Origin of the sequence: Streptomyces sp. NPDC091377 (genome assembly GCF_044757045.1) — a bacterium.
Classification (GTDB): Bacteria; Actinomycetota; Actinomycetes; order Streptomycetales; family Streptomycetaceae; genus Streptomyces.
Map to the genome: position 1 here is coordinate 444,358 of NZ_JBIVUE010000007.1, position 18,391 is coordinate 462,748.

An 18,391-nucleotide genomic window follows, 5' to 3' on the forward strand; every position below is an offset into this window, starting at 1 on the left:
TGTGCCGAGTGACTCAACCCGCATCGCGGGGATGAGCACCCTCCCGTCACGCATGCCTCGGCTGCGCCCTTCACCTCCGCATGGGCGCGTTCCGCGACCCGGAAGGAATCACGTGACAACGTCACCCAGCTCTCCGCCACTGGTCAGCGGCAGGCCGAGCGGTCGGCGCGGGTCCGCAAAATGGTGCCTGCCGAAGAACTTCAGAGGAACGCACAACCCACCCCGCTGCATATGCCAGAACGAAATCGCATTACGTGAGCAGCGGGTTGATATGGGTGAGGGAACCGCGTCACCCGGCGACGGGGCCATGGAGAAGGCACAGCATCGGATCTGAAGCCGCCTGAAGTGCGACAGGCCACACAGAGAGGAGGCGTGGATCGAGGGAACCTCTTTTCTGACTGTGAAGATCCCTTCATACTATCTTTCACCAACTCCCCCACCAGGACGGCCTTAGCATGTCGACCCACCCGAATTCGTATCGCCACGGTTTCAGCGAGCAACAGCTCTATGAATGTATGCAGAGTTCGAACCCGGACACATACGCCGCCTGGCACGAGCTGAATCATCTTCACTGGTCCCGCACTTTCACCTATGCCCACGTTCTGCTGGGCCACAAGACACGCGCGGAGCAGATCGCCGACCGCGCGTGCGCCCGGATCGCCGGTGACGCCGAGGGCCGAGTGCCGCTGGCACGTCCCCTGCGGCTGCGACTGCTGGAACTCGCCGGGGAGATGGCGGGTGAGCGGGAGGCGGATCCGCCGGCGGACGGGACGGACCCGGAGCCGGAGGACTCCGACACCCTCGGCGACTTCACCCGGCCCACCGGGGTCGCCGCGATCGGGGAGCGGCTCCTGCGGGGCTTCGTCACCCGGGGCTTCGGGGCACTGTCCCTCCGGCGGCAGACCCTGCTCTGGTACTCCGTGGTCGAGCAGGAGGAGGACGCCCGGGTCGCACGGCTCACCGGCGTCCCTCGGGACATGGTCAGATCCCTGGTCGCCAAGTCCCTCACGGCGTGCTCCGAGGCTTCCCTCAACATGCACTACAACCGTCGTTCCGCGGCCGACTGCTCATCCTTCGCCCGGTTGCTCAACGCCGCCTCCCGCGGTGACGAGAGCTGGGCCGACGGCACCCTCGCCCGTCATCTCGACGCCTGCCCCTGGTGCCACGCGGCGATGGTCGGTCTGGCCGGGCTGCGGACCAACCCCCGGCTACTGCTCTCGGAGTCCCTGCTCGGACCGGTCGCCCACGCCTATCTCGTCTCCCTGCCCGCGCCCGCCCGGGCCACCGACGACACCCTGCACATCGCACTGCGTCCCGTCCGGCCCACGACCTGGCGATGGCCCGCGATCCCCCTCGGCGAATGGCTGACGCCCCTGCTGAGACGGCCTGGACTGCTGGTCGGCCTCAGCACCGTGATCGTCCTTGTCAGCGGCACGGTGCATCTGATCATGACGCACACCTCGGCCACCTCCGTGCGGACCCAGGCGCTGGCGCCACCGCCCCCGGCGCCGCAAGCACCCCCGCCCACCCCGGATCGGCCCTCGGCATCCCCGGCGCGGACCCCTCCCCCGAAGGCACTGCCCGTGGCACCGCCCCCGCCCTCCTCCAGCGCCGGTACCGCTGAGGCCCGGCAGACCTCGTCACGCACCGCGAACCCGTCCGGCCGACCGCCCCGGTCGGAACCCAAAACCATGAAACCGTTTCAGGGAAAGGATTTCGTGGCCGCCGTCCACGCCGAGAGCGGACTGTGCCTCGATGTCTCGGACGCCGGGTTCAGCAACGGGACGGACGTCGTCCTCCAACGCTGCACGGACTCGGCCGAGAGCCAGTTATGGCGATTCGAGCCCTCCGGTCTGGTGCGCAATGCAGAGCAGCCCGCTTTCTGTCTCGACGCGCGCGGTAGAAACGAGACCGGAGTCGGCATCTGGAACTGCCGGGCCATCGATACGGGTAATCCTTCGTCTCTCAATGTGAAGTTCGCTCTTGACTCCACCGGTCGTATACAACCTGCGCGGGCTCCGGGTTCAGCCGTGGCGCCGGACATCGCGCGCCCCGGGTCACCCCTGGATCTCCGTCCCGTGGACGCCGGCCCTCGTCAACGTTGGGTCGAGCCCGTCCAGGCGACGGACGACTGAGCAAGCAAAGCCCCGCCCGTTCTCCACTCTCTCTCCGACTGCCCCGCGGACGGATACATCCCGACGCGGCCCCGCACCGAGATGACCCACCCCGACCTTCCCGAGGCAGGTTCCGCCCCATGAGCGGCCAGGACAACACAGGCCACGCCACCCCTACGCCGAGCACTCCAGCCGACGTGTCCGATTCCCCCGACTTCTCGTCCGAGTTGATCCCGGCGCCGCGCGCGGTAGAGGCGCTGGGCGACCTCAACCACGACGAGATGCACAATCTGAAGGTCTGCGAGCACACCGTGGAGCGCCTGGGTACAGCCACCTGGCTGGCGGGCAAGGCCCTCCACTCCATCCAGAGCCGCAGGCTGTACCGCAGTTCGCACTCCCGCTTCGACGACTACGTCATAGAACGCTGGGAGATGAGCCCCCGCAGCGCCTACCAGTTGATCGAGGAATGGCCGCTCGCGGCCCGGATCAACGGGCAACTGGGCCGGCCCGCGGTCGGTTCACACGTACGCGCCCTGATCCCCGTGACCCGGCGCTTCGGAAACGCCGCCGCGGCCGATCTGTACCAGCAGTTGTACGTCTACGCCACCCAGGAACACGTACGGCTCACCGCCGCTGTGATCACCGAGGTGGTGAAAGCCGTGCTGGACAGCGCGGGCGGCCAGATGGAACAGACCCACGTCCGGGAGGCGGCACGTCAGATCATCACGGCGGATCCCCCGCCGTCGGCGAAACCCGCCGTGACCGCGGCCAGGTCGCCCAGGGAGAAGTCCGCGGCGTTCGTCGTCCCGACATCAAGAACACGTGTGCAAAATTTCCCGGATCCCCGGGACCGACCACCGGGACGGGAACTGACCGCGCGTCCGGGTGCGACGGGACGTCTGAGTACGGATGCGCCCCCTGACATCAGTCACAACAGAAACGACCCCCCTGATCAGGCTCCCACCCGTCCCGCACCTCCCGCACCTCCCTCGTCGTCCTCGCCTCCCTTCGCGCCCTCCGGCGCCGACTCCACCACCGCGTTCCTCCAAGGTGTCCTGGTCCGGGTCATCGGCGTGGAACGCGACCTGGCCCAGAACATTCCCGCCGGACCCGTCCGGACCCAACGCCATGACCAGCTGAGCCGGGAACTGGCCCTGCGCCTGCACCGCGCCGCACAGCATCTCCTGGCCTGGGCCGAACGCGGAGGGTGAGACCGGCCCCCACCGCCTCCACGGGTCGACCCGAGATGATCTTACGACCCGTGGACGCATCCACCCAGCGCCGGCACCGTATTCCCCGATCCGCAAACACGGATCACGCGGCCGGTACCGCGTGGACGCGAGAACGGCGACTGCCGACCACCCGTAGGGCAGTCGGCAGTCGAGGCAGATGGCGGGGGCCGGGGGCCCAGGGGCCGGTCGGCGGAGCCGCCGTGAGGACGCGGAGCCTGGGGACGGCCTCCGAGCCCGGACGGTTCACCCGCCGAACGTCAGCGACTCGGCAGGCGAGGCGTTGCCGTAGGAGTCGACGGCGACGACCCGCGCGGTGTACCGCGTGCCGGCCGTGCCCGCCGCCGCGACAGGGATGTCGAGGGAGTGGGGGCGGGGCATGAAGTAGTACTCGGAGAGCACCTTGGAGGAGACGACCTTCGCCCCGGTCGCCGTGTCCGTGACGGTCACGTCGTAGTGGTGGACCAGCTGGTCGTCCTTCGCCTGGGTGACGCGAAGCACGGTGGCGCCCTGGGCGGTGGTGACCGCCCTCAGCGGCTGCCGGGAGGTGAACTCCGGGGCGGTCTTGTTGCGGGCGGCGGCGGTGTAGCGGAAGTTCTTCTTGATCTCGTCGTCGGTCCTGCCGTCGAGCCGCACGGTCCAGGTCGGTCCACTGAGGGTACCCGAGCTGGCGTACGGCGGCTGCGGGTTGGCCGACCATTGGCCACCCTCGTAGATGTCGTGCTTGTCGGCGTTCATGTTGACGCGCGCGATCTCCGTGCGGTCCTGGTAGACCTCGATGAAGAGGGCCTGCGCGGTGGTCGCCTCGAAGCGGTCGGCGAGCCCCTTGTCGGTGATCGCCTGGTAGCCGTGCTCGACCTCCACGTACGACATCGAACCGTCGTTGACGGCCGTGAAGTCCTTCTGGGCGATGGACCGTTCGTCGTTGATGTTGAGATGCGAGTGGCCGCTGAGATAGACCGCCTGCGGGAAGTCGGCGAGGTCCTGGGTGAGCAGCGGGTTCGCCGTCTGCTGGCCGTCCATGACGGTGCCGGGGGCGGGCCGGTGGCCCTGGACGAGGATGGGCCTGTTGATGTTCCGCGGGTCGGCGGTGAGCTGTGTGAGACGGTTCTTGAGCCAGGTGCGCTGGGCGGTGTCGGCGTTGTACGTCTCGGTGTCGACCGTGAACAGGCGCACCCCGTTGACGTCCGACTCGTAGAAGCCGCCGCCCGTGTCCGGGAACCACGTGCGGGGGTATCCGGCGCGTACCGCCGCGAGACTCGCGTCGTGGTTGCCGTTCGACACGAGCACCTGGGTGTCGGTCATGCCCTTGCGGGCGAGGTTCGCCTGGAAGATCTCCGAGACGACCTTGTGGTCCGCCCCGCGACCGTCACCGTTGTCGTTGATCATGTCGCCGTTCGACAGGATGGCGTCGGGCCGCGGGAAGATCGAGCCGATGGTGTCGAAGAACGCCTCGTACCTCTTGTCACCGGTCGCGTGGCTGTCCGTGTGCACATCGGACATGACCACGAGCTGGGCGATCGGAGTCTCCCGCGTCCTGATGAGATAGCCGTACGACACCGTCGCGCTGCTCCTCCTTCCGTCGAAGGCGGCGGCCGTGAGGTTGGTGTCCGCACTGATCCGCAGCGGCTTCCCGGGGGCGTACACCGGGCTCCGGTAGGTGGGGGTGGTCCCGTCGAGCGTGTACCGGACGACGGTGCCACGCTCCGACCTCAGCTTGACCGAGACGGTCTTCTCGTAGCGCCCGCCGGGGAGGCTGACGCCGGGCGCGGCCGGCGCTCCGCTCCGGGTGCGGGCGTCGGCGGCGTGCGCGACGGTGGGCGGCACGAGGGTGGCGGACACGACGGCGATGGCGACGGCGAGGGGAGTGGATCTCACGGGAAACTTCACGGGTGGCCCTTGTCTCCGAGAGGTTTGGATAACGGTTGGATAACCGGTCTGAACCAAAGACATTAGGCCGCATGTGCGAGAGCCTCAGGGGGAGTTCGCCGTCCACCGCATGAAGAACCCGTGAACGCCACCCTCGGACCCGTGGCGGAGGATGCCCCCGCAGGGACGTCGGGATCGGCCGAGGCGATCAGCATCGCCCGGCGCCCGGAGGGGGGTCGACACAGCCCCGCCCCGGACGGCCCGAGGGGCGTCCGGGGCGGGGCGTGGGACGGTGCCTCCGCAGAGGGTCGGTCAGTCGATCGACCAGCTCTGGAGGGGCGAGCCGGTGTTCTCCTGCACGGTGACCGCGGCTCCGTTGGTGGCGGAGGCCCCGGTGAGCAGGAGGCCGCCGGTGGAGGCGAGGGTGTAGTCGCCGTCACCGCGCTCGGTGACCTTCCAGCGCTGGGCGGCCTCACTGTTGCAGGCCCGCTGCACGATGGCGGTACCGGCGCCGCCGGACGCCTGCGCGCACTTCCCGGAGGTCTTGTTGGTCAGGGTGTAGGTGCCGTCGGACTGCTTGGTGAACGTCCAGGTCTGGTTGCTGCCGCGGTTCGGTGCGTACAGGACCATGGCGGTGCCGTCGGAGGTGGAGCCCCGGTTGTCCAGCGCCTTGCCTCCGGTCACGACGCTGTGCGCGCCTTCGACGGTCTTCACGGTGCCGGGCCAGGGGATGCCCGGGGCGGGGTGGTAGCCGATTCCGGCGGCGGTCCAGCGCGGTCCGTGCTGGGCCAGGCGCTGCCGGAAGTTCTTCCAGTCACGGCCGGCCTGCGGCGTCCAGCCGACCTCGGCGAGGGCGGGCAGGCGGGGGAAGCTCATGTACTCGGCGTACTCGGTGGCGGAGGGCCAGCGGGTGGCCGGGGTCGGCAGCGCGTTGCTGCCCTCGTAGGCGCGGTCCGCCCACAGGGCGGCCTCGACGCCGGCGATCTGGTCGGCGGGGACGACGGAACCGGTGCCGTCCAGCTTGGCGGTCGCTGTCGTCGGGTCCCACTCGTAGGAGCGCTGCACCGGAACGTAGCCGGACCAGCTCAGGCCGTAGGGGGTGGACACGTCGTACTTCATGTCCAGGTAGGCGTGGTCGGACGGCGACATGACGAACTTGGCCTTCTGGGCGGCTCCGTCGCGGGCGAAGCGGATCTTCTCGCTCTCCTTGGAAGTGCCGATGGTCTCGCGGTCGTCCTCCTCGCCCCAGTACTGCATGAGGCTGCCGGCGGGGAGTTCGGCCTGGCCGAGCTGGTGCCAGCCCATCACGGTCTTCTTCTGCGCGGTGGTCGTCTCCGAGGCCGCCTTGACGTAGGTGGCGTACTGCTCCGGGGTGGCCTGCGGGGTCTCGTCGCCGCCGACGTGGATGTAGGGGCCGGGGGTGAGGTCGGCCACCGCCTTGATGACGGTCTTCAGGAAGTCGGTCATGTTCGCCGTGTGCTGCGCGTCGCTCAGACAGTAGAGGCTGACACCGACGTCGAATCCGGTGTACGGCGTTCTGGCCTTGTCGTCGCAGTTGAGTTTGGGCACGGATGCCAGCGCGGACCAGGTGTGGCCGGGGCCGTCGATCTCGGGGACCACGGTCATGAAGCGGGACTTGGCGTAGGAGACGATCTCCTTGTAGTCCTCCGCGGTGTAGTACCAGTCGGTGCCGCCGGTGTGGCCGCTCTGCGTGCTGGCACCGATCTTCGTGAGGTCGGGTATCTCATCGATGGCGATGCGCCAGCCCTGGTCGTCGGTCAGGTGCAGATGCAGGGTGTTCATCTTGTACGCGGCGGCCTGGTCGATGTAGCGCTTGACCTGGGAGACGGTGAAGAAGCGGCGGGCGACGTCCAGCATCACGCCGCGGTACCCGTAGCGGGGCCCGTCGGAGATCTTCACCGGCGGGACGGTCCAGGCACGCGACTGCCGGGTGCCGGACTCCACCGCGGCGGGCAGGAGTTGGCGCAGGGTCTGCACACCGCGGAACAGCCCCTCCGCCCCGTGCGCCTTCACGACGACGCGCTGCTTGCCGGAGAGCAGGGTGTACCCCTCGGCGCCCAGCTCCTTGGGCCCATTGGGGTCCAGGACGATGGCGTTCTTCGGTACCCGCTTGTCCTTGACGACCGGAAGGGAGTAACCGGTCGCGGGCGCGAGGGTCTTCGACAGGTAGGTGCCCACGGCGACCGCCGGCGCCTTCTTCGACAGGACGGCGATCCGGGTACGGGAGGTGAGGGTGAACTTCTGCCCCTTCACCGTCAGCTGGGAGACCGGCTTCGGTATCAGCGCGGTGGGCGCGGCGGACGGGGCAGACGGGGCGGGGCGCTTGGGGGCCGCTTGGGAGACCGCCGCCGGCAGCGGCAGGACGAGGGTGACGGCGGCGAGGACGGCGAGACGTAGGCGGAGGCGCGACGTGCGCATATCGACTCCTTAGGACGGGAAAGCAGGGCGACCGCACACGAGGTGGACGGTCGGGGGAGCGCGATCCGTGACGGCGACGGCCACGGGGGACGGTGGCGGGGGCAGGGATACGCGGAGTCTGTGCACCCGGCGCCTGACCGCTGAGGGGTTCGTCCCGGTGCACCGAGCCGGCGTGCACCGTCGCCGACATCCTGCCGCGCTGCGGGTCGCTCGTGAAGGCAGCGGAACAGGTGCCTCACGGAGGACGACGAAACAGTGATCTTGCTTGTATTTGCTTTAACTTAGCTAGTTGTGCGCAACTTCAATCAGAAGGTGTCAGGAAGGCGGGAGAAGCGTCAAGCCCTACCGAGCCGTAGCATTCTCACCTCACGGACCCCCCGACGACTGCCCGAAAACTGCGCGCGAACCGCCTCGCGGACCACACCGCAGACCACAGCGCAGACCGCACCGCGGACCGTCTCACGGCAGCGGTATGACGGCGGCATGACGGCGACGACACGGCAACGCCCGCCGTCCGAGGCGCACATGACGGCCTCACGGCCCCCGGGGCGTCCGTGAGCCACACCCGGGCGGGCCCGGACCGGCGGACCGGTCGACCTGGGCCCCCGCGGGGCAGCGGCGAACGCCACCGGAGCTACCGGGCCGTGCGCGCATCGTGCAGGTCCCTGGCCAGGAGTGCCGCGCCCATGCAGCCGACCGACTCCCCGAACCGCGCGAGCCGGAACTCGGGCACACCGTCGAAGACGAGTCGGCCGACGAGCACCTCCCGCAGCGGCAGGAGACGGTCCTGACCCACCTCGGCCAATTCACCCCCGATGACCACCCGCTGGGGCGCGTACCGGGCGACAGCCGTCGCCAGTACGTCGGCGAGCGCGTCCATGGCCGCCTCGCAGGCCGCGAGGGCGGCGAGATCCCCCGCGTCGGCCCGGTGGTAGACCTCGCGGGCGCTGATCCCGCGCCATCCGGTGGCCCGGGAGTAGCGGCGGGCGACGGCGGTGGCCGACGCCACCGTCTCCAGGCAACCGCGACTGCCGCAGTGGCACAGGTCGCCCCCCGGCCGGACCACACAGTGGCCGAGGTCCCGCGCCCCGCGAGCACCGGAGGCGGCCCGGCCGTCGAGGACGAGGGAGGCGCTGATGCCGTCACCCACCGAGACGAACAGGAAGCTGCGGCTGTCCCGGCCGGCTCCGGCACGGGCCTCGGCGAGCGCCCCGGCGCACCCGTCGTGGCCCACGGCCACGGGCAGGTCCAGGTGCTCGGCGAACCAGTCCCGGACCGGTACCCCGTGCCAGCCCAGAGCGGTGGTGCGCACCGCCCGGCCCGAGGTGTCGTCGAGGGTGCCGGGGAGGACGATGCCCGCCGCGGCCGGACGGCACCGCTCGGCCAGGGTGGCGGCATACGCGAGGATGCTCTCCAGCACGGCGTCCGGGCCGCGTTCGGGGCGGGTGAACCAGCGTTCCCGTTCCCGCAGGACCCCGTCGGGGCCCAGGGCGCAGCCCCTGATGTAGGTGCCGCCCGCCTCCAGCGCGATGACGGTTCCGTGGTCCGGGCGCCGGAGGCGGGTGGTTCGTTCCCTGGGGAGGGCCGGTGCCGTGGGCGGCCCGGACTCCCTGCGTACGGTGGTGTTCATCGTGGTCTGCCTCAGCCGTCGGCTGTCCTCGGCGCCCGTTCCCGCGCCGCGGGAGCGGTGGGCGCGCCGAGGGCGGCGGGGGCATGGCGGTGTCGCGGCACGTGGGTCCTCGTCTCTGATGCCGCCGGGTGGGCCGGGGTCAGCCGGTGGCCGGGGAGGGGACCCACCCCTTGCGTCCGGGAGGGGCGATCGCAAGGGGCGGGCGTTCGGGGTTACTTGACGGATCCGGCGGTGAGACCGGAGACGACCTTCCGCTCGATCAGGGCGAAGAGGATGACGACGGGCACGATCGCGATGATGGAGCCGGCGAACAGGTAGTTCCACTGGACGGTGTAGTTGCCGATGAAGCTGCTGATGCCGACCGTCAGGGGCTGGCTCTCCGGAATGGTGGAGAGCGTCAGACCCATGACGAACTCGTTCCACGCGGCGATGAAGGTGAAGATCATCGCGGTGACGACGCCGGGCATGGCGAGCGGCAGGGTGATCCGCAGCAGTGCCCCTCCCCGGCCCAGGCCGTCGATCATGGCCGCCTCTTCGAGGGATTCCGGGATGGAGGCGAAGTACGCGGTGAGGATCCAGATCGCGAAGGCCAGGTTGAAGGCCGCGTTGCACAGGATCAGCGTCCATACCGAGTTGAGCATGCCCAGTTGGTAGAACTCGCGGTAGAGACCGACGAGCAGTGAGGTCGGCTGGAACATCTGGGTGATGAGGACCAGCAGCAGGAAGAGCTTGCGGCCCCGGAACTTCATCCGCGCGGTGTAGTACGCGGCGGGGATGGCGACCAGCAGGACGAGCAGGGTGGATCCCGCGGCGACCAGCAGGGTGACCTGGAGGTTGTCCGCGAGGTGGGACTCGCGCCACACGTCGACGAAGTTGGCCCACTCGAACTCGGACGGCAGATAGGTGGCGTCGCGCAGTTCATGGGCCGGCCGCAGTGCCGTGACCACCATCTCCGCGTACGGCAGCAGGAACACGGCCGCGAGCAGCCAGGCGACGGCGGTGACCAGCAGGGTGCGCGGACGCAGCGTGCGCGGGGGCCGTGCGGTGCGGTGCCGGGCGCCGGTGGCGGAGCGGGAGACGTGGACGGGCCGCGCGCTCTTCGCGGGGGTGAGGGTGGGCGGGGCCATCAGCTCTCCTCCTGGTTCCAGCGGCTGGCCTTGAGGAAGACGACGACCATGACCACGACGAGGGCGAAGTTCACGACGGACATGGCCGCGGACTGGCCGATGTCGGAGTTCTTGAGCTGGTACATGAACACGGTGGTGGTGGCGGTGTCGCTGTCCGGGCCGCCGCGGGTCATGCTCCAGATGATGGGGAAGGAGTTGAAGACATTGATCAGGTTGATGACGACGCCGACGAGGAACGCCGGCCGCAGCAGCGGGAGGGTGATGCGCAGATACGTCTGCCAGTTGTTGGTGCCGTCGACCCTCGCCGCCTCGTAGACCTCGCCGGGGATGGTCTGCAGTCCGGCGAGCAGGGTGTAGGTGGTGAACGGCAGGGAGACGAAGACGGCGACGAACATCATCCAGGGCCAGGCCGTGGCGGGGTCGCCCAGCCAGTCCTTGGGGCCGTCGATGAGACCGAGGTCGGTCATGAGGGTGTTCAGGACGCCGGCGGTCTGGTTGAGCATCCATTTGAAGCCGATGGCGGTCATCACCACCGACGCGGCCCAGGGGGCGATGAGCGCCCAGCGGGTGACGCGACGGCCCGGGAACTTCTGGTTGAAGAGCTGGGCCAGCGCCAGCGAGAGCACCATGGTGGTGCCCACGACGACCAGGGTCCACACCACGGTCGCGAGGACGACCGAGGGCAGCGACGGTTCCTCGAACAGTTGCCGGTACTTGTCGAATCCGGCCGAGCCGCGGACGAATCCGCTGCTGCTGATCTTGAGGAACGAGGTGCGGACCATCTCGTAGACCGGCCAGAGCACGACCAGGACGATGAGCAGGACCGCCGGCCCGATCCAGGGCAGCGGCCCCAGCCGGGCCAGGCCGCCCCGGCGCTTGCGGCCGGGGCGCGCGGTGGATGAAGTGGTGGACACGAAGGTGCCTTCCGTGACAGGGCGGGACGCGCGGCCTACTGGTCGGAGACGGTGTCCTCGGCGTTCTTCTGCAACTGGCCCAGCACCTTGGTGGGATCCTTCACGGCCGTGCCGCCGCTCTTCTTGATCTCGGCGGAGACGGCGTCCCAGGTGGTGTCCCCCAGCGGGTAGAAGACCGCGTTCGGCAGCAGCTCGAAGAACGGTTCGAGGTCCTTGTGCTTACCGTTGCCGGTCATCTCCTGGAGGGTGTCCTCGGTGACCGGCATCAGGTTGTACGTCTCGTCGAACTTCAGCGTGTTCTCCTTCGAGTACGCGAAGTCGAGGAAGGCACGGACCTCGTCCTTGTGGCCGCCGTCCTTGAAGGCCATCATCCAGTCGGCGACGCCCAGCGTGGACCGGAGCGCGCCCTTCTTCCCGGGGATGGGCGCGACGCCGTAGTCGACCTTGCCCTCCTTGGACATCTGGATCAGGGAGGGGTGGCCGTTGAGCATCGCGGTCTTACCGGCGGCGAAGTCCGCGAAGGCGGTCTTGCGGTCCGTCGTCGCGGGGTTGGCGTAGGTCAGGCCGGGCTCGACGAGGTTCTCCTTCAGCCAGGAGAACGTCTCGATGTTGGCCGGGCTGTTCAGGGTGTACTTGCCCCCGGAGTCGGTGAAGCCACCGCCGTTGCCGAGTTCCCAGATCAGTGACTCGCCCTGGGTCTCCTCGGGGCCGAGGGGCAGCGCGTAGGGGGTCACGCCCGGCACCTTCGCCTTGATCTTCTCGGCGGCTGCCTTGATGTCGTCCCAGGTCTTCGGCGGTTCGCTGATGCCGGCCTTGGCGAAGACCTCCTTGTTGTAGAAGAAGGCCCGGGCCGAGGAGACGAACGGTATGCCGTACTGCGTGCCGTCGACCTGACCGGCCTTGGCGAAACTGTCGATCAGGTTGGCCTGTGTCTTGACCGACAGCACCTCGTCCGCCTTGTAGAGCAGGTCGTCGGCGACCTTGTCCGCGTAGCCGCCCGTCTGGAGGACGTCCGGGACGTTTCCGCTCTGGATCATCGTCTTGACCTGGGCGTCGATGTCGTTCCAGTTGATCACCTGGACGTCGACCTTGATCTTCGGATGCGCGGCGGTGAAGCGCTGCGCGACGTCCTTCCAGTAGGCGTTGGAGCTGTTGGACGCCTTGTCGCCGTAGTCCGCGGCCACCAGCTTCAGCGTCACCGTGTCACTCGACGCACCGCCGCCGTCGCCGCCGCAGGCCGAGAGGGTGAGGGCCCCGATGGTGAAGGCACAGGCCGCCACCAACAACCGCTTGTTCATCGTCAGTACCGCCTTGTCTCCTGGCCGGTCGGCTGACACGGCTCAGTGGGGTCTGGGAAATGCAGCGGATTCGGCCCCGCACCCATGCACACACCTGCATGATCTAGCCGAGTTTCGCTCACAAACGAGCATCCGCTGTGGGCAAAGTAAACACGAGGAGGGGGTTTTCAACCATGTCTGTTAGGTAAAAGATGCCAACCAGTCATGCATCAGCACCGGCAGGAGCGAGACATCGCGCAGGTCAGGACCGCAACCGGGGTCCACCACGGCGCGAACCAATTCGTGCGCCCTGACCGCCTCTTGGCGGCACGGTGACGGAGGTTCAGCCACCCCTCGGCGACACCGGTGACGGAGGTTCGGCCACCCCCTCGGAGCATGGGGGTGAGGTGTTGCCGGGGGCGGGGGCGCGGCGGTGTCCGTGAAGGCGCGGGTGCGGCGGTGTCCATGAAGGCGCGGGTGCGGCGGCGCCTCGCCACGCGGGGCAGGGAGCACCCGGGAGGCGTCCGAGGACGCGCGCGTCACGTAAGGGCGGCGACGGTCGACCCGGCCGTCGCCGGGGCGCTGTGAGACCCGGGCCGTCGACCGGGCGCTGTGAGACCCGGGCCGTCGACCGGGCGCTGTGAGACCCGGGCCGTCGACCGGGGCGCCGGTGGCGTGCGGGCCGACGGCCACGCGAAGGGATGTGTCACGCCTCCGTGGCGGCCGAGGCGTGGCGGGGTGTCAGACGCTGATGACCTCGATGCCCGCGTCGGTGAACCGCGCCGCCGCGTCGGCACCGAGGTCGGAGTCGGTGACCAGTACGTCGACCCGGTCCAGGCCGCAGATCCTCGCGAAGGCGCTCTTGCCGATCTTGGAGGAGTCCGTGACCAGGATGACCTTCCGGGCGCGCTCCGCGAAGAGCCGGCTGATACCGGCCTCGTCCTCGTGGTGTGTCATCACGCCGAGCTGCGGGTCCACTCCGTCGACACCGAGCACGGCGACATCGAGCACCACCTGGTTCAGGACCCCTTCGGCCAGCGGGCCCACCAGTTCGTAGGTCTGCGTACGGGCCACACCGCCGGTCACCACGATCTTGAACTGGGGGCGGACCGCAAGCTCGCTCGCGATGTTCAAGGCGTTGGTGACGACCGTGTACAACGGCCCGGAGAAGTTCTCGGCCCGCTCGAACACGCCCCCGCCCGTCCGCAGGACGAGGGCCCGGGCCACCTCCGTGGTGGTGGTGCCCCCGTTGAGCCCGACGACATCCCCCTCGCCCACCAACTCCGCCACCGCGCTCGCGATGCGCCGCTTCTCGGAGACCCGGCGCGAGGATTTGTAGCGCAACGGAAGCTCGTAGGACACGCCGTGCGCGATCGCCCCTCCGCGCGTGCGGACGAGCAGCTTCTGTTCGGCCAGTTCGTCGAGGTCGCGCCGGATGGTCGCCTGTGACACCGCCACCGAGACGGCCGCCTCCTCGACGTCCAGCCTGCCGTCGACCGCGAGCAGCTCCAGCAGCCTGCTCCACCGCTCCTGCTTGGACATGCGCCGCATCCCCTCCGTGCTCTGGACTGTCGAATGCCGCGCACCGGGGCCGGGACCACGGGAGGAGCCGGCCACCGATCACCGAACCCTGAAACACCGAGTCACTGATCACCGACCGGCATGCGCGAAGTTGATCGTAACGCGGAGCCTTCGCGCAGGGCGCGGGAGGGGAGATGTGCGCACGCCATGGCAGGTCCGCGCGCGGAATCTCTGGACTTTGACCGTCCTTCCATCAGATACTCCGCTCATCAGTCTTGAGTGAAACCGCTCAGATCTGGCACGTATCACGCATATTCGCGCATCGAGATGGTCAGAACTGCGATGTTCACCGACTGCGGCCCCCAGAGATCCCGGCGCCAGGCAGTCGCGGGCAGCGCGACACCCCGACAGCGCCCGGCGAGAAGGAGCAGCCAGCCACCCCATGATGCTCACCGTCACCCTCAACGCCGCCCTCGACGTCACCTGGGGCGTCGACCGGCTGCGGCCCCACGCCTCCCACCGGGTCGACAGCGTCCACGAACGCGCGGGCGGCAAGGGGATCAATGTCGCCCGCGCGCTCACCTTCCTCGGGCACTCCCCCGTGGCCACCGGCCTCGTGGGCGGCGCCACCGGCGGCCTGATCCGGCACGGACTGCGCACCGAGGGCATCCTGGACGCGTTCCTCGACGTGGCGGGCGACTCCCGGCGGACCCTCGCCGTCGTCTCCCGCGCCGACGGCGACGCCACCGTCTTCAACGGGCGGGGTCCGTCCGTCTCCCCCGCCGAGTGGGACCGGTTCACCCGGCACTACGCCGCACTGCTGGCCGGGGTGCGGGTGGTCGTGCTGAGCGGCAGCACCCCGCCCGGCCTGCCCCCGGACGCCTACGCGCAACTGATCCGCACGGCCACGGCGGCCGGAGCGCTCACGGTCCTCGACACCAGCGGCCCCGCCCTCCTCCACGCCCTCCAGGCCCGACCCGACGTGATCAAGCCCAACGCCGCCGAGATCACGGCGGCCACGGGCCGCGCCGACCTCGGACAGGCGGCCGACGCGCTGCGCGACGAGGGCGCCCGGGCGGTCGTCGCCTCGGCCGGCCCCGACGGTCTGTACGCGGTCACGCCCGACGGCGCCTGGCGGGCCGTACCCCCCGAACAACTCGCCGGGAATCCCACGGGCGCCGGCGATGCCTGCGTCGCGGCCCTCGCGTCCGGGCTGGAGGCCGGTCTCGCCTGGCCGGACATCCTGCGCACGGCGGTGGCCCTGTCGGCGGCGGCGGTCCCCTGCCCGGTCGCCGGCGAGGTCGACGCGGCCGTCCACCGACGCCTCCTCCCGAAGGTGCATGTGGAGAAAGCCGATCCGACCCACCCGAACTGACCCCGCCCCTCCCCTCTCCCTCCCCCTGAGATGTTCATTAATGCTCGTAACATCCGCTTTACGAGCAGCAATTGACACCGAAGATGTTCATGAAACAGCATGCTGCGGCACGGCGGACACCCTCCCCGGCCACCCCGAGCGCAAGGAACCCACGTGAGCACCCTCGACACTTCCCGCACCTCGCTCGAAATCAACTCGCAGCCCGAGACCTGGGAGCGGGCCGCCCGCTCCGCCGGCTCCCGCGCCGACGCGCTGCCCCGCCGAGGGGAGCGTGTCGCCGTCGTCGGCTGCGGCACCTCCTGGTTCATGGCCCATGCCTACGCCCAGTTGCGTGAAAGCGGCGGCCACGGTGAGACGGACGCGTTCGCGGCCTCCGAGTTCCCCGGCGGGCGCGCCTACGACCGGATCGTGGCCATCACCCGCTCCGGCACCACCACCGAAGTCCTGGACCTGCTGCACAAGGTCAAGGGCACCGTCGCCACCACCGCCGTCACGGCCGACCCGGCCACGCCCGTCATGACGGCCGCCGACCAGGTCGTCGTACTCGACTACGCCGACGAGGAGTCGGTGGTGCAGACCCGGTTCGCCACCACCGCGCTGGTCCTGCTGCGCGCGCACCTGGAGGCGGAAGGCGCCCTGCCGAGCGGCGTACGTCCGCTCGCCCAGGCCGTCCAGGACGCCCGGCGCGCGGTCGGCGTCGCCCTGGACCCCGACGTGAGCGGCGCCGAGCAGTTCACCTTCCTCGGCACGGGCTGGACCTACGGCCTCGCCCTCGAAGCCGGGCTGAAGATGCGCGAGGCCGCCGGAGCGTGGACCGAGGCGTACCCGGCGCTGGAGTATCGCCACGGCCCCATCAGCATCACCGGACCCGGCCGGGTCGTCTGGCTGTTCGGCCCCGCCCCGCAGGGCCTCGCCGAGGACATCGCCCGCGTCGGCGGCCTCCTGCGCTCGGCGTCGGCGGAGGCGCCCGGCGGCCTCGACCCGCTGGCCGACCTGATCGTCGCCCAGCGGTTGGCCGTCCAGGTCGCCGAGGCCCGCGGCTACGACCCCGACCGCCCCCGCAACCTCACCCGCTCCGTGATCCTCGGCCCCACCCCCGCGTAGCCGCCCGACGTCCCCGACCGGTGCTCTGACCGCCTCCGTGGAGAACCCCTCATGCCTCTGACGTCCACCGACCACATCATCGACCCCGCCTACGCGGCCGTCCGCGGCGTCGGGGCGTTCAACGTCGTACAGATCGAACACGCCGAGGCCATCGTCGCCGGCGCCGAGCAGGCGGGCCTGCCCGTCATCCTCCAGATCAGCGAGAACACGGCTCGCTATCACGGTGCGCTCGCCCCGATCGGGCTCGCCTCCCTCGCCCTCGCCCGGGCGGCCCGGGTCCCGGTGGCGGTCCACCTCGACCACGCCGAGTCCGTCGGGCTCGTCCGCGAGGCCGTGGAGATCGGCTTCACCTCCGTCATGTTCGACGCGTCGAAGCTGCCCTACGCCGCCAACGTGGCCGCCACCCGGGACATCACGGCGTACTGCCACCGGGCCGACGTCTGGGTCGAGGCCGAACTGGGTGAGGTCGGCGGCAAGGACGGTGCGCACGCCCCGGGGGTGCGCACCGACCCCGACGAAGCGGGCGCGTTCGCCGCGGCGACGGCCGTCGACGCCCTGGCCGTCGCCGTGGGCAGTTCCCACGCCATGCTCACCCGGGACGCCGTGCTCGATCTCGACCTCATAGCCCGGCTGCGGGCCTCGCTCGACGTGCCCCTGGTCCTGCACGGTTCCTCGGGGGTCGACGACACGGACCTGGCCAAGGCCGTCGCGGCCGGAATGACGAAGGTCAACATCTCCACCCACCTCAACAAGCTCTTCACCGGCACCGTGCGCGACTGTCTGCGGAAGGATCCCGGGGTCGCCGACCCGCGCAAGTACCTGGGCCCGGCACGGGACGCGGTGGCGGCCGAAGTGGCCCGGCTGCTGGGTGTCCTCGCGGCTGCCTGACCCACCCGGCCACGCCCGCCGGCCGGGTCGCGCCCTGTGTTCTGCCGCACACCAGGGCGCGGAAGGCAACTCCGCGAGCGCCGGCACTCATCTACGGGGCATGGGAAGACGCTCAAGGCGATGGGTGACCGCCGGCGGACAGGTGCTGCGGTTCGGGCTGGTGCAGGCGCGTTGCTGTGCCTTCGCGGTGGCGCTGCTCGCCGGGATGGCCGGGTCGGAATTCCTCCCCCCGCTCCCCGTGGCCCGCTACGACCTGCTGCTCGGCTACGGGATCCTCCTCACCGCGATCGGCTACGCGCTGGGCTGGGAGACCCGGCGGGAGGTGGCCGTGGTGGCGGTCTGCCATGTGCTGGGGCTCGCCTTCGAGATCGTGAAGGTGCACATGGGGTCCTGGACCTACCCCGAACCGGGGGTGGCCAGGATCGCCGACGTGCCCCTGTTCGGAGGCTTCATGTACGCGGCCGTCGGCAGCTACGTCTGCCGGTCCGGACGGCTGATGGGACTGACCCTGACCGGCTACCGCACCCGTACCGTCGGCGTGCTGGCCGCCTGTCTCTACGTCAACTTCCTCAGCCAGCACTGGCTGCCCGACGTCCGCTGGGTCCTGGGCGCCCTCCTCGTCCTGGCGACCGCCGGGACCTGGGTGTACTACAGCGTCGGGGACCGCCGGCACCGGATGCCGCTCGCCCTCTCCTTCATCCTGATCGGCTTCTTCCTCTGGCTGGCCGAGAACCTGGCCACCTACTTCGGCGCGTGGAGCTATCCGCACCAGCTGGGCGCCTGGGAACCGGTCGCCCTGTCCAAGTGGGTCTCCTGGGCCCTGCTGATCAGTGTCACCTTCGCCATCTGCGAGGGACCCCGGCGCGGGAGACCCGGTCTTGGCCGGGCCGCCCGGCCGGGGTGA

At 69.9% G+C, this 18,391-nt stretch carries 13 protein-coding genes; 6 read left to right on the forward strand and 7 right to left on the reverse strand.

The window, feature by feature from the left end; all coding sequences use genetic code 11:
* Positions 1 to 515 precede the first annotated feature (515 nt).
* Positions 516 to 2,135 (forward strand): RICIN domain-containing protein, encoded by a 1,620-nt coding sequence (locus ACIQNG_RS18755; protein WP_401486220.1) that lies wholly within the window; start codon positions 516 to 518, stop codon positions 2,133 to 2,135.
* A 176-nt stretch (positions 2,136 to 2,311) separates the two neighbouring features.
* Positions 2,312 to 3,325, forward strand: coding sequence for a hypothetical protein (locus tag ACIQNG_RS18760; protein WP_401486222.1), 1,014 nt, complete (start codon positions 2,312 to 2,314; stop codon positions 3,323 to 3,325).
* Between the two features lie 264 nt (positions 3,326 to 3,589).
* Here ACIQNG_RS18760 and ACIQNG_RS18765 read toward each other — a convergent pair whose 3' ends face one another.
* The 7 genes from ACIQNG_RS18765 to ACIQNG_RS18795 form a co-directional block, all read right to left on the reverse strand.
* The gene (locus ACIQNG_RS18765) at positions 3,590 to 5,221 is read right to left on the reverse strand and encodes a chitobiase/beta-hexosaminidase C-terminal domain-containing protein (protein WP_401486224.1); all 1,632 of its coding nucleotides are present in this window, start codon (positions 5,219 to 5,221) and stop codon (positions 3,590 to 3,592) included.
* 303 nt (positions 5,222 to 5,524) lie between these two features.
* Positions 5,525 to 7,651 (reverse strand): family 20 glycosylhydrolase, encoded by a 2,127-nt coding sequence (locus tag ACIQNG_RS18770; protein WP_401486226.1) that lies wholly within the window; start codon positions 7,649 to 7,651, stop codon positions 5,525 to 5,527.
* A 634-nt stretch (positions 7,652 to 8,285) separates the two neighbouring features.
* Entirely contained in the window at positions 8,286 to 9,281 is a 996-nt protein-coding gene (locus ACIQNG_RS18775; RefSeq protein WP_401425027.1) for an ROK family protein, read from the reverse strand.
* Between the two features lie 212 nt (positions 9,282 to 9,493).
* Positions 9,494 to 10,408, reverse strand: a complete 915-nt coding sequence (locus ACIQNG_RS18780; RefSeq protein ID WP_401425029.1) for a carbohydrate ABC transporter permease — start codon at positions 10,406 to 10,408, stop codon at positions 9,494 to 9,496.
* Positions 10,408 to 11,322 carry a carbohydrate ABC transporter permease gene (locus ACIQNG_RS18785; RefSeq protein WP_401425032.1) on the reverse strand — a complete coding sequence of 305 codons (915 nt, stop codon included), beginning with the start codon at positions 11,320 to 11,322 and terminating at the stop codon, positions 10,408 to 10,410. Before ACIQNG_RS18785 ends, ACIQNG_RS18780 begins: the two co-directional genes overlap by 1 nt.
* 35 nt (positions 11,323 to 11,357) lie before the next feature.
* Positions 11,358 to 12,620, reverse strand: a complete 1,263-nt coding sequence (locus tag ACIQNG_RS18790) for an extracellular solute-binding protein (RefSeq protein ID WP_401486229.1) — start codon at positions 12,618 to 12,620, stop codon at positions 11,358 to 11,360.
* A 720-nt stretch (positions 12,621 to 13,340) separates the two neighbouring features.
* Positions 13,341 to 14,141 (reverse strand): DeoR/GlpR family DNA-binding transcription regulator, encoded by an 801-nt coding sequence (locus ACIQNG_RS18795; RefSeq protein WP_401486231.1) that lies wholly within the window; start codon positions 14,139 to 14,141, stop codon positions 13,341 to 13,343.
* A 421-nt stretch (positions 14,142 to 14,562) separates the two neighbouring features.
* Between ACIQNG_RS18795 and ACIQNG_RS18800 the strand changes: the two genes are divergently transcribed.
* From ACIQNG_RS18800 to ACIQNG_RS18815, 4 genes are all read left to right on the forward strand, one after another.
* Positions 14,563 to 15,495, forward strand: coding sequence for a 1-phosphofructokinase family hexose kinase (locus ACIQNG_RS18800; RefSeq protein ID WP_401486232.1), 933 nt, complete (start codon positions 14,563 to 14,565; stop codon positions 15,493 to 15,495).
* Between the two features lie 153 nt (positions 15,496 to 15,648).
* A complete protein-coding gene (locus ACIQNG_RS18805; RefSeq protein WP_401486235.1) occupies positions 15,649 to 16,599 on the forward strand; it encodes an SIS domain-containing protein in 951 nt (316 codons plus the stop codon).
* Positions 16,600 to 16,650: 51 nt separating this feature from the next.
* A complete protein-coding gene (locus ACIQNG_RS18810; RefSeq protein WP_401486237.1) occupies positions 16,651 to 17,487 on the forward strand; it encodes a ketose-bisphosphate aldolase in 837 nt (278 codons plus the stop codon).
* Positions 17,488 to 17,587: 100 nt separating this feature from the next.
* Positions 17,588 to 18,391, forward strand: coding sequence for a DUF817 domain-containing protein (locus tag ACIQNG_RS18815; protein ID WP_401486239.1), 804 nt, complete (start codon positions 17,588 to 17,590; stop codon positions 18,389 to 18,391).

Coding starts and splice junctions, on each gene's coding strand:
- ACIQNG_RS18755 (WP_401486220.1), top strand. CDS start 516: ATGCAGAGTTCGAACCCGGACACATACGCCGCCTGGCACGAGCTGAAT.
- ACIQNG_RS18770 (WP_401486226.1), bottom strand. CDS start 7,651: ATGCGCACGTCGCGCCTCCGCCTACGTCTCGCCGTCCTCGCCGCCGTC.
- ACIQNG_RS18775 (WP_401425027.1), bottom strand. CDS start 9,281: ATGAACACCACCGTACGCAGGGAGTCCGGGCCGCCCACGGCACCGGCC.
- ACIQNG_RS18780 (WP_401425029.1), bottom strand. CDS start 10,408: ATGGCCCCGCCCACCCTCACCCCCGCGAAGAGCGCGCGGCCCGTCCAC.
- ACIQNG_RS18790 (WP_401486229.1), bottom strand. CDS start 12,620: ATGAACAAGCGGTTGTTGGTGGCGGCCTGTGCCTTCACCATCGGGGCC.
- ACIQNG_RS18795 (WP_401486231.1), bottom strand. CDS start 14,141: ATGTCCAAGCAGGAGCGGTGGAGCAGGCTGCTGGAGCTGCTCGCGGTC.
- ACIQNG_RS18800 (WP_401486232.1), top strand. CDS start 14,563: ATGATGCTCACCGTCACCCTCAACGCCGCCCTCGACGTCACCTGGGGC.
- ACIQNG_RS18810 (WP_401486237.1), top strand. CDS start 16,651: ATGCCTCTGACGTCCACCGACCACATCATCGACCCCGCCTACGCGGCC.
- ACIQNG_RS18815 (WP_401486239.1), top strand. CDS start 17,588: ATGGGAAGACGCTCAAGGCGATGGGTGACCGCCGGCGGACAGGTGCTG.